This is a genomic window from Vibrio sp. MED222 (genome assembly GCF_000153005.1).
Taxonomy (GTDB): Bacteria; Pseudomonadota; Gammaproteobacteria; order Enterobacterales; family Vibrionaceae; genus Vibrio; species Vibrio tasmaniensis_A.
Genome location: NZ_CH902609.1, coordinates 43,157 through 54,290, shown reverse-complemented (window position 1 = coordinate 54,290; position 11,134 = coordinate 43,157). Strand labels below are relative to the sequence as shown.

Sequence of the window (11,134 nt, the reverse complement as noted above, 5' to 3'; positions counted from 1 at the left end):
CGGCATGATTCCCGTAGAATCTGCGCCCTATTGATTAGTTTAGCGCACACCCGAGTTGTAGAATTAACAACCATAGGCTGTGCGGAAAAAGCGGAGTAAAATATGTACGCTGTTTTCCAATCTGGTGGCAAACAACACCGAGTAAGCGAAGGTCAAACACTTCGTTTAGAGAAATTAGACGTTGAAACTGGTGCAACTGTAGAATTTGATAAAGTTCTTCTTGTTGCTAACGGCGAAGAAATCGCTGTTGGTGCACCTCTTGTTGAAGGTGGCAAGGTTACTGCAGAAGTAGTACAACACGGTCGTGGCGATAAAGTAAAAATCGTTAAGTTCCGTCGTCGTAAGCACTCGCGTAAGCAAGCTGGTCACCGTCAGTGGTTCACAGAAGTGAAAATCACTGGCATTAACGCTTAAGTATTAGGAGAGTTTAACAATGGCACATAAAAAAGCTGGCGGTTCTACTAATAACGGCCGCGATTCAGAAAGCAAACGTCTTGGTGTTAAGCGTTTTGGTGGTGAATCTGTTCTTGCAGGTAACATCATCGTTCGTCAACGTGGTACTAAGTTCCACGCTGGCACAAACGTTGGCATCGGTAAAGACCATACTCTTTTCGCTCTTACTGAAGGTAAAGTGAAATTTGCAGTAAAAGGTCCTAAAAACCGTAAGTTTGTAAGCATCGAAGCTGAGTAATTTAATCTTTTATTAGATTATTTATACTAGCTTTCAAGCTGAATTCAAAAGCCCTGCCGATTCGGCAGGGTTTTTTATTTATAGCGAGAATAAAAAAGTAGACGCTCTGGCTTTAGTTTGAGAAGCAATTTGGTGTTTGATAAGCAGTTTAGTTTTGAGAAGCCGTTTGTTTTTTAAGAAACAGAAAGCAAAGAACCTCTCCTTATTTGTTCCTTGGTTGCAGATCGATCTAGATCTTAGGTGATCGATCTAAACACGGATCTGCTAGAATTTATATCACTCCTTGATGAGTGGTAACGCAACGTAAGTGCGGAGTTAAAAAATGAAATTCGTTGATGAAGCATCAGTAAAAATAGAAGCCGGTGATGGCGGTAATGGTACAGTAAGCTTTTGGCGCGAAAAATTCGTCGCTAAAGGTGGTCCTGACGGCGGTGATGGCGGTGATGGCGGTGATGTTTACATCCAAGCGGATGAGAACTTAAACACACTGATCGATTACCGTTTCCAACGTTTTTACAATGCAGAGCGTGGCGAAAATGGCCGCGGTGGTAACTGTACGGGTAAACGTGGTAAAGATATGACCATGAAAGTACCTGTAGGTACTCGTGCTGTTGATATCCACACTAATGAAATCGTTGCTGAAGTTGCTGAACATGGCAAAAAAGTAATGGTTGGTAAAGGTGGTTGGCACGGTCTTGGTAACACGCGTTTTAAGTCGTCGGTTAACCGTGCTCCTCGTCAAAAGACAATGGGTACTAAAGGTGAAGTTCGCGAACTGCGTTTAGAGCTTCTTCTATTAGCGGATGTTGGTATGCTTGGCTTGCCAAACGCTGGTAAATCTACTTTTATTCGCTCAGTATCTGCTGCGAAACCAAAAGTGGCTGATTACCCGTTTACCACGCTAATCCCTAGCTTAGGTGTGGTAAGTGTTGTCCCTGAGAAGAGTTTCGTCGTTGCCGATATCCCTGGCTTGATCGAAGGCGCAGCTGATGGCGCTGGTCTTGGTATTCGTTTCTTGAAGCACCTTGAGCGTTGTCGCGTTCTTCTGCATATGATCGATATTTTGCCGATCGATGGTTCTGATCCTATTCAGAATGCACTGACGATCATCGATGAGCTTGAGCAATACAGTGAGAAAGTTGCACAGAAACCTCGTTGGTTAGTGTTCAATAAAGTTGACCTAATGCCTGAAGAAGAAGCTGACGAAAAGATTCAAGAAATCGTCGAAGCTTTAGGTTGGGAAGGCGAGTACTTCAAGATCTCTGCTGTAAACAAGATCGGTACCAAAGATCTTTGCTTTAAACTGGGTGAGTTCATGGAGAACCTACCTCGTGAAGTTGAAGCAATTGAAGAAGAAGAAAAAGTTAACTTTATGTGGGATGACTACCATAAAGATGCGATGGCCGGTAAGAATGTCGTGACTGAAGATGACGACGACTGGGATGATTGGGATGACGAAGAAGATGACGGTCATGTTATCTATGTTCGTGATTAATAATCCTCGTAGTTTCTTATAAGCACTTTGGTCGCTTTTTCTAAGATACGCTGATAGTTTTATTAAACCGCAATGAAAATTGCGGTTTTTTTGTATCTAAATCATGACGTCTTGCTGTTTTTTATGCAAAATTTATCTTTAGATAATTAACGCCTATGGGAAGGAAATCATGGCATCAAAGCAAAGAGCGATCTCAAGGTTAGTCGCTCAATCAGGACAAATGTTATTAGCTCATGGCGCCGAGAGCACACTGGTCGGTGACATTATGCGCCGTATCGGTATTGCTTGTGGGGTGAATGAAGTTGAAGTTGCACTATCAGCCAATGCGTTGGTTGTGACAACGGTAATGGATGATCATTGCATAACGACGACTCGAAGTTGTGCTGATCGTGGCATTAATATGCAGGTTATCACCGAGATTCAACGCGTGTGTATCATGATGGAGAAAGGGATTCTTGATTATGATTTAGCTTATAAGAAGATCCAAGGGATCAGTCCCGAACGCTACAACCGTTGGTTAGTTGTCGTAATGATAGGGCTATCGTGTGCTTCTTTTAGCCGTCTTGCTGGCGGAGATTGGCATGTCTTTATGATGACGTTTATAGCTTCGGCTTGCGGTATGATCGTGAGACAAGAGATTGGTCATCGCCATTTCAATCCGTTATTAAATTTCGCTATTACCGCTTTTGTCACCACCACCATTTCAGCTCAGGCAGTGCTCTACAATATTGGTGGTCAACCCACTATCGTGATGGCTTCGTCAGTATTGATGCTAGTGCCCGGTTTTCCTTTGATTAACTCCGTAGCAGATATGCTTAAAGGCCACATTAATATGGGTCTCGCACGCTTCACCATGGCCAGTTTATTAACGTTGGCTACAAGCTTAGGTATTGTCGCAGCGATGAGCCTATCTGACGTATGGGGGTGGGTGAACTAATGACTATTTTTGAACTTTTTGTTGGGTTACTCAACGACATGTTTTTTGCTGCGATTCCTGCGGTTGGTTTTGCATTGGTGTTTAACGTCCCGCAACGAGCGTTGATCTATTGTGCTCTCGGAGGATCCATTGGCCACGGTAGCCGTTACTTAATGATGCATTTCGGCATTCCCATTGAATGGGCGACGTTCTTTGCTGCTACATTGGTCGGCATGATAGGGGTGCACTGGTCGCATAAATTGTTAGCACACCCGAAAGTATTTACGGTTGCAGCCTTGATTCCGATGGTCCCTGGCGTGTTTGCCTTTAAGGCGATGATTGCCATGGTTGAGATTAACCGAGCAGGATACAACCCAGAACTATTGGCATTGTTGATGGAGAACTTTTTGAAATCGATGTTCATTATCGCAGGGCTTGCGGTTGGCTTAGCAGTGCCTGGGCTGTTATTCTACCGTCGTAGACCTATCGTCTAGCTTCAACTTCATTTTCAAGTAAGGACAGGACTTTCGATTTATGATCATCAGCATGATAGCGGCAATGGCGAACAACCGTGTAATTGGTAAAGACAATCAGATGCCTTGGCATTTACCTGCAGATTTCGCATGGTTTAAACGTTCAACTATGGGTAAACCTGTCGTGATGGGACGTAAGACTTACGATTCAATTGGACGTCCTTTACCGGGGAGGCTGAACGTTGTAATCAGCCGCGACGAGAGTTTAGAAATCGGAGGCGTCACGACGGTAACTTCGATTGAAAAAGCACTAGAGCTGGTTAGTGATGTTGATGAAGTGATGATCATCGGTGGCGGTTCAATCTATGAAAGCTGCTTACCAAAAGCGAACAAGTTATACCTGACTTATATCGATTTTGATGTGGATGGTGATACTCAATTCCCAGACTGGGGAGAAGGTTGGAAGCAGAGCTTTAATGATACTTATCAGGCGGATGAGAAAAACAAGCACAATATGGAGTTTGTGGTTCTCGAGCGTTAACGGTGGTTATTAAGCGTTAGGCTCTGAAAATGCTTGCGTTACTGTGCCCAGCTAGCGCAAGCTTCTCGTATCTCGTATCTCGTATCTCGTATCTCGTATCTCGTATCTCGTATCTCGTATCTCGTATCTCGTGTTTCTATAGCGCTTTTTGAGTGAAAAACTGTTTGTCTTCCCAGCGAAGTATCGTCAAGTCTCCCCCCCACACACACCCAGTATCAAGTCCAATTACATCTTTTCCGTTATAGCCTTCAAGCGCAGCCCAGTGTCCAAAAACAACGGTTTTATCGAGCTTTATGCGTTGCGGAAGGTCAAACCATGGCACTAGTGGTTCATCGGTAATTTCATTCGGTGGTAGCTTACATGCCATGTCGAGTCGGCCATCTTCAAAACAGAAGCGCATTCTTGTCAGGCTATTGATCGCATAGCGATAACGTTCGATGTCTTGCAACTCGTTGTTCCAGAGATCTGGCGTGTTGCTGTACATGTTCTCAATAAGCCACTGCCAACGGTCCGATTTCAGTAATGACGTTATCTCTCGATTCTCTGTACGTGCTTGTTCTAAGTCCCATTGAGGTGAGATGCCCGCATGTGTCATGACAAACTCAGGGTGTTCTTGCATCAAGGGTTGTTGTCTTAACCATTCCAGCAATTGGTCACGGTCTTCAGCATCAAGAATTGGTTGAGTCTTGTCTTTTGGTTTGGCTGAAAAGAGGCCTAAGGAGACCGCAAGTAGATGTAAATCATGGTTACCCAATACCACCTTCGCTGAACTGCCAAGGCTACGAACAAAACGTAACGTCTCTAAGGATTTAGGGCCACGAGCAACTATGTCTCCGGCGACCCATAACGTATCTTGTTGTTTATCAAAGTTGATGGTTTCAAGCAGTAACTGAAGTTCGTCGAAGCATCCTTGGATGTCTCCGACAATATAATTCGACACAGCATTTTCCTGTAAGTGGTAGATGTGTACTAGTTAAGAATATTGGGGATGGCCAGTCTAAATGGGTCGACTTCTGTTATGAAATCAATGCCTTTATGATCGGTCATTACATAGTGTCCCTGCATGACTCCCACTGGGGTTTCGATGACGGTGCCACTGGTGTATGTGTATTCGTCATTGGCTTCAATCACAGGTTGCTGTCCAACCACGCCATCACCTTCTATGGTGAGTTGTTTACCGTTGGAATCAGTAATCAGCCAGCGACGAGACATAAGTTGTACTGTTGTTTTACTTAGATTTTTGATGGTAATGATGTAAGCGAAAACGTAGCGATTCTTAGATGGCTCAGATTGTTCTTCAATATATTTAGAATGAACTTGGCATTTGATACAAGGCGTAGATATATCCATATTCGCACCTTTTGTTGTTGGTATGCTTTAAGTATTACATAAAAAATAGGCTCCTCACCGAAGTGTAGGAGCCTTTTTCGATTATTTATCAGCGTTGTGACTGTCGTGCAACCAGTTCGCCATATCGACAAACTGTTCGAGCGTCAGGTTCTCAGGGCGCATGCCAGGGTTTACACCTAGCTCTTCAAGCACTTCCTTGTCGATTAGGCTCTTGTAGCAGTTACGTACTGTTTTACGACGCTGGTTAAAGCCTTCGCGACATACGCGATCTAACCACTTAAGATCTTTTGCCGGGTAAGGCAGTACTTCATAAGGCTGAAGGCGAACGACTGCAGAGTCTACTTTCGGTGGCGGAACAAATGCTGTTGGTGGCACTTCTAAAACAGGAGTGACTTTACAGTAATATTGAGCCATAACCGTTAGACGACCGTAAGCTTTAGTACCAGGACCCGCTGCTAATCGGTTAACGACTTCTTTTTGAAGCATAAAGTGCATGTCTTGCACGTCTTTATGGAACTCAAAAAGGTGGAACATCAATGGTGTAGAGATGTTGTATGGCAAGTTACCGAAGATACGTAGCTTGTTGTTTGGCTTAACAAGTTGTTCGAAATCGAACTTCATTGCATCGCCTTCATAGATCGTTAACTTTTCAGCAAGATCAGGGTGATTACGCAGACGTTCAGCAAGATCTCTATCCAGTTCAATTACTGTGAACTTGTCGACAAGCTTGCCAACAGGCTCAGTAATCGCACCAAGACCGGGGCCGATTTCTACTAAGTTCTGGCCTGGTAGTGGGTTAATACTCGATACGATGCCATCAATAATGTATGGATCGTTAAGGAAGTTTTGACCAAAACGTTTACGCGCTTTGTGCCCTAAGTGGACATCATTTCTCATTGCTTTTTCTCTACTAATTCAATGGCGTGCGTGAGCGCTGTTCTAAAGCTCCCTGTATCGGCTTGGCCTTTCCCTGCCAAGTCTAAGGCGGTACCGTGATCGACTGATGTGCGAATAAACGGTAAGCCAAGCGTGATGTTCACTGAGCGACCAAACCCTTTGTATTTCAATACTGGGAGTACTTGGTCGTGATACATACCTAAAACAGCATCTGCATCTTGCAAATATTTTTCATTAAAGATGGTGTCTGCTGGCAATGGGCCAACTAAATTAATACCATCTTTCTGGCGAATTTTTTCTAGCGTAGGGGTGATAGTTTCTATCTCTTCACGACCCAAACAACCATCTTCACCAGCATGTGGATTCAAACCACACACGTAGATAGCTGGTTTCTCAATCGCAAATTTTTCAACCAAGTCTTTATGCAGAATAGCAATGATTTGCTCTAATCTGTCTTCGGTCACTGCTTGAGATACATAAGCTAGCGGGATGTGCGTTGTTACTAGAGCAACACGCAGCCCTTCTGTTGCCAACATCATCACGACAAGTGGAGTATTGGACTTCTCTGCAAAGAACTCGGTATGGCCACTAAAAGCAACGCCAGCTCGGTTAATTACACCCTTGTGAACAGGGCCGGTGACAATAGCATCAAATTCATCATTCATACAGCCAATTGCTGCGGTTTCTAAAGTATTTAATACGTAATGACCGTTAGCCTCGTTGAGTTGGCCTGCAACTGCTGTTTCAGCTAGTGGAACGTGTTTCACAACCAATGTTCCAGAGCGTTGAGGTTGCTTGGGCGCGGTTGAATCGTAATCCAACAGCTCAACCTCAATCCCTAACATTTCAGCTCGCTCTGCTAATAGGGTTTTGTCCGCACAAACGACGAGCTGGTGTGGCCAGCTTTCTTGGGATAAGGCGAGAGTTAAATCTGGCCCAATTCCCGCTGGTTCACCTGCCGTAATGACAAGGCGTTTAGTTGTCATCTTGGTCATCCTCGACCACTTCAACAAAGGCGCTAGCTCTTACTTCTTGCAGCCAAGCACCAACTTCTTCGTTGAACTTACGGTTAAATAGAATTTGATAAGCTTTGTTTTTCAATGCTGAATCGGTACGGTCGACTTCGCGACGGTCTAGTACTTCAACAATGTGCCAACCGTGCACGGTTTTGAATGGCGCACTGATTTTACCTTCAGGTAACGTTTCTACTTGGTGCTTGAATTCAGGTACGTATAAATCCGGAGTTTGGTAGCCTAACTCACCATCTTGTACTGCTGAACCTGGGTCTTGGCTGTATTGCTGTGCAAGGTCACCAAAGCTCGCTTCACCTGCGTTTACACGACGAGTGATTTCTTCAAGCTGCTCTTTCGCACCGTCATCACTCAAGATAACCGTTGGCTTAATCAAAATATGACGTGCATTAACTTCGGTAACTGCAACGGTTTCCAAACCTTTTACGTCTTCAATTTTTAGAATATGGAAGCCAACACCACTTCGGAAAGGGCCGATGATGCTGCCTTTGTTCTGCATTTTTATTTGATCTGCAAAAATCGTAGGCATCTCTTCTTTACGCATCCAACCCCAATCACCACCTTGCAGTGCTTTAGGGCCTTTAGAGTAAGTATAAGCCATGGTGCTGAAGTCTTTGCCGTTGTTTAGCTCTTCCACTAAATCAGTCGCTTGTGCTTCCAATTCTTCTTTGGTTTGGTCGTCATTGAATCGCAGTTGAATGTGGCCAATTTTGTATTGAACCGTCGCATTGGTTTCTTGCGCTAAGATGTCCGCTAGGTTGTCAACTTCTGCAGGAAGGATATTAATACGACGACGAACCAAGGCATTGCGCGCTTCACTTGCCGCAATCTCTTTTCTTACTTGCTCACGAAATGCATTGTAGCTCAGGCCTTCTTCAGCAACCGATGCTGTAAGTTGTTGCACTGTTTGGTTGTTATCTTTGGCAATGCCTTCAATCGCTTGATCCAGTCGAGCATCATCAATTCGAACCCCAATACGTTCCGCTTCTTGGGTCTGAATTGTATCGATGATCAACTTTTCGAGTACTTGTTCATTGAGCACGTCTTGTGATGGTAGTGTTTGCCCGCTTTTCTTCGCGTTTGCACGCAGTGTTTTCATTGAAGTATCAATGTCACTTTGTAAGATCACGCCCTCGTTGACGATTACTTTTACGCTATCGAGTTCAACTGGTGCGGCATAGCTTGTTGATAAAGTACAAGCGGCTGCGATAGCTATTAATGTGCGTTTCCACAATGTCATGTGTAATCCTTTATATTTACCGATGTTTTATCAGTAAAGAAAGTTAGTTGTTTAAGAAGAATGGGCGACCGTAGCTAAGTGCGTTATTTGAGCTTGTTTCACTTACTTCGCTTGAATCAGAGCCTATATTGGTACCAAAGCCAACAATACCGAAGTTAAAGCCAAAGTTTTTCTCGTATACTGGTGTCGCATTCGATGTGTTGATGTAATCACCTTCCCATCTACGCAATTGGTTACTATAGGTGAAGCCGATATACCAACAATCGGACTTGTAATTGAGTTTAGCTAACCACTCAAGGTTCTCTTCGGTTGTTAAATCATAGAAGTACTGAGCGCTGGCACTCCACTTACGTGAAATCTGGTAGGCTCCGAGTAATCCTGCTTGAGATATACCATCTTTAGTAATCGATCCAACATTAAAATCAACAGTGTCTTCGATATACTCTTTGGTTACGTAGCGGTAGTTGGTTTGGATATAACCACCAGAAAAACGGTACTCAATGGTGCTGTTGGCTAGTTGCATTGCTGTGGTATCGATGTCGTACTGAACCCCACCATGATAAAACAGGTAGTCGTCGTAATTAAAGTCGACTTCTACAGCCCAAGATGAGTAATTCGAGTTCTTATCTTTAGTATCAAGTGTTAGATGTTGTTTCGTATCTTTGTCGATATAAAAGATCTGTCCAAAAGACACATTGAGTCGCTCTTTATACTCATCATCAAAGAAACGAGATGATGCACCGTAGCTTACTTGGTTAGCTGCAGCGATACGGTCTACACCACTGTATTTACGGCTTCTAAACAGGCCATAATAATCAGTCTGCAGAAGTGTCGTATCGTAAAGACCAATGTTGTTTTGATCTTCTTTTGGTACATACAGGTATTGAACTTGGGGTTCTAGAGTTTGAGTGTAGTTACCAATAACCTTGGTATCTCTTTCTAAAACGATACCAGCATGACTCCTAAATTCAGGGATAACTCGACTTACTGACTTTTCTAAATCTTTATATTTGTCACTTGTGGTATCAACACCATCAAGATCTTGTTGGTAGTAAGTACCAAGAAGTCGGGCTTCTGTGGTCCAAGTACCCCAAGTGTTGCCTACTGGAATTGTAATTCCCGGCTCAACGTGAATACGAGTTGCCGATGGTTTCCCTTTTGCATCTGTATCAAACAGAGACACATGGCTGACCAAGTCGAAATCTAAATACTCCATTACCTCAGGGGCATAATAGTTATATTCAAGCTGTGGGAGCAGGCGGTATGGAAGGTTGTTTGTCGTATTTGTGAGGACCTGAAAATCTCGCACAAGTACAGACGCATCCCAATTTTGAGAACGGTATGTAGCCTGCCCTTCTTGAAGAAGCTGGCCATCTTCACGGTTACCAATGCCGCTTCCGTTGACATCTGTGAAGTACTCGATATCGCCAACTTTTGAGTAATCAATTTCAAACAACCAAGATTCTTGGAATATTCCTGAGTGATTAAGTTGAGCCCCCCAACGTTTGCCTTTCTCTGGGTATTTTTTGTCATCAGGCAAGTATTCAGACTTAATCATCCCGGAACCAAAATCGCTTAAATATCTAAATTCACTGTTAAGCTGGGTACCACGCTCTTTCATGTGCTTAAAAGTGGTTTTGAGGTCATACTCTGGTGCCAAGTTCCAATAAACAGGGATCTCAAATTCAAAACCATCACTTGAGCCATATGATACCGTTGGATATAAGAAGCCTGTTTTACGCGTATCACCAATCGGAACGGTTAAGTACGGCAGATAAAAAACAGGAACGCTCTGAATTTCAAACCTTGGGTTGTAGAACGTAGCCTCTTCTTCATTTTGGTCGACATCGATACTTGACGCTCTTAGTCGCCATGCATTGTCGCCGATAGGGCAAGAGGTGATTGAGCCATCTTCAATCTCATAAACCGCTTTTCCGGTTTTTGCGATGTAAACCGCATCTCCTCGCCCTTGCTCACAGAGAAACTCATAATCGGTATTTTCGAGCGTCATTTCATCGGTGGTCAGATTGTTAGTGGCTCTGTCTGCCACTGACTTTATTTGACCATCGCTAAAGTTTACGTTGCCTTCAGCTACAACGATATTTTCTTGTTGGTGAAGCGTTACATTGTCGGCAAGGATGGTTTTGTTTCCTTGGGTAACTCTTACATCACCTGAGTAGATTGCCTTGTCACCATTGATAGCCTCTAAGCGATCGGACTCAACATGAGCGGGAAGTTGTGTCTCGTTTTCTGCAGCGGGATCGATCAAGCATTGATCTATAGAGGGCATTTCCTGCACACTACTATCGGTGATTGTTTCAGCTTGAGTTGTCGACACGTATAATGCCGTACTTATAGACGCGGCTAACAAGGTGCGGGAAAAAAATTGCATGAAGTTGAACTATCCTGTGTCACTAGATGAAGGGTTGATCTAGTATCAATCCAATTAATAAAGCATTTTCCTTATGATAAAGGAAATATTAGCATTCAGCATCATCAG

The 11,134-nt window shown here is 43.7% G+C and carries 12 protein-coding genes; 6 read left to right on the top strand and 6 right to left on the bottom strand.

The features are described 5' to 3' along the window. Positions 1 to 102 precede the first annotated feature (102 nt). From rplU to folA, 6 genes are all read left to right on the top strand, one after another. The gene (gene rplU / locus MED222_RS06770) at positions 103 to 414 is read left to right on the top strand and encodes a 50S ribosomal protein L21 (protein WP_004740823.1); all 312 of its coding nucleotides are present in this window, start codon (positions 103 to 105) and stop codon (positions 412 to 414) included. A 19-nt stretch (positions 415 to 433) separates the two neighbouring features. Then, on the top strand, positions 434 to 691 hold the full coding sequence (gene rpmA / locus MED222_RS06775; RefSeq protein WP_004735905.1) for a 50S ribosomal protein L27: 258 nt from the start codon (positions 434 to 436) through the stop codon (positions 689 to 691). Between the two features lie 322 nt (positions 692 to 1,013). Further along, positions 1,014 to 2,186, top strand: coding sequence for an Obg family GTPase CgtA (gene cgtA / locus MED222_RS06780; protein ID WP_009847831.1), 1,173 nt, complete (start codon positions 1,014 to 1,016; stop codon positions 2,184 to 2,186). 169 nt (positions 2,187 to 2,355) lie between these two features. Then, the gene (locus MED222_RS06785) at positions 2,356 to 3,123 is read left to right on the top strand and encodes a threonine/serine exporter family protein (protein ID WP_004735903.1); all 768 of its coding nucleotides are present in this window, start codon (positions 2,356 to 2,358) and stop codon (positions 3,121 to 3,123) included. Beyond that, complete coding sequence (locus MED222_RS06790) at positions 3,123 to 3,596, top strand: threonine/serine exporter family protein (protein WP_009847830.1); 474 nt, start codon at positions 3,123 to 3,125, stop codon at positions 3,594 to 3,596. The genes MED222_RS06785 and MED222_RS06790 overlap by 1 nt, the downstream gene beginning before the upstream one ends. Positions 3,597 to 3,636: 40 nt before the next feature. Continuing rightward, entirely contained in the window at positions 3,637 to 4,116 is a 480-nt protein-coding gene (folA, locus tag MED222_RS06795; protein WP_009847829.1) for a type 3 dihydrofolate reductase, read from the top strand. 136 nt (positions 4,117 to 4,252) lie between these two features. Here folA and MED222_RS06800 read toward each other — a convergent pair whose 3' ends face one another. The 6 genes from MED222_RS06800 to lptD form a co-directional block, all read right to left on the bottom strand. After that, complete coding sequence (locus MED222_RS06800; RefSeq protein WP_009847828.1) at positions 4,253 to 5,056, bottom strand: symmetrical bis(5'-nucleosyl)-tetraphosphatase; 804 nt, start codon at positions 5,054 to 5,056, stop codon at positions 4,253 to 4,255. Positions 5,057 to 5,085: 29 nt separating this feature from the next. Then, on the bottom strand, positions 5,086 to 5,466 hold the full coding sequence (gene apaG / locus MED222_RS06805) for a Co2+/Mg2+ efflux protein ApaG (protein ID WP_009847827.1): 381 nt from the start codon (positions 5,464 to 5,466) through the stop codon (positions 5,086 to 5,088). Between the two features lie 81 nt (positions 5,467 to 5,547). Continuing rightward, a complete protein-coding gene (gene rsmA / locus MED222_RS06810) occupies positions 5,548 to 6,363 on the bottom strand; it encodes a 16S rRNA (adenine(1518)-N(6)/adenine(1519)-N(6))-dimethyltransferase RsmA (protein ID WP_009847826.1) in 816 nt (271 codons plus the stop codon). Then, positions 6,360 to 7,349: a 4-hydroxythreonine-4-phosphate dehydrogenase PdxA gene (pdxA, locus tag MED222_RS06815; protein WP_009847825.1), complete on the bottom strand. Its 990-nt coding sequence runs from the start codon at positions 7,347 to 7,349 to the stop codon at positions 6,360 to 6,362. The genes rsmA and pdxA overlap by 4 nt, the downstream gene beginning before the upstream one ends. Continuing rightward, on the bottom strand, positions 7,339 to 8,634 hold the full coding sequence (gene surA / locus MED222_RS06820; RefSeq protein ID WP_009847824.1) for a peptidylprolyl isomerase SurA: 1,296 nt from the start codon (positions 8,632 to 8,634) through the stop codon (positions 7,339 to 7,341). Before surA ends, pdxA begins: the two co-directional genes overlap by 11 nt. Positions 8,635 to 8,677: 43 nt before the next feature. Further along, positions 8,678 to 11,026 carry an LPS assembly protein LptD gene (gene lptD / locus MED222_RS06825; RefSeq protein ID WP_032555290.1) on the bottom strand — a complete coding sequence of 783 codons (2,349 nt, stop codon included), beginning with the start codon at positions 11,024 to 11,026 and terminating at the stop codon, positions 8,678 to 8,680. Between the last annotated feature and the right edge of the window lie 108 nt (positions 11,027 to 11,134).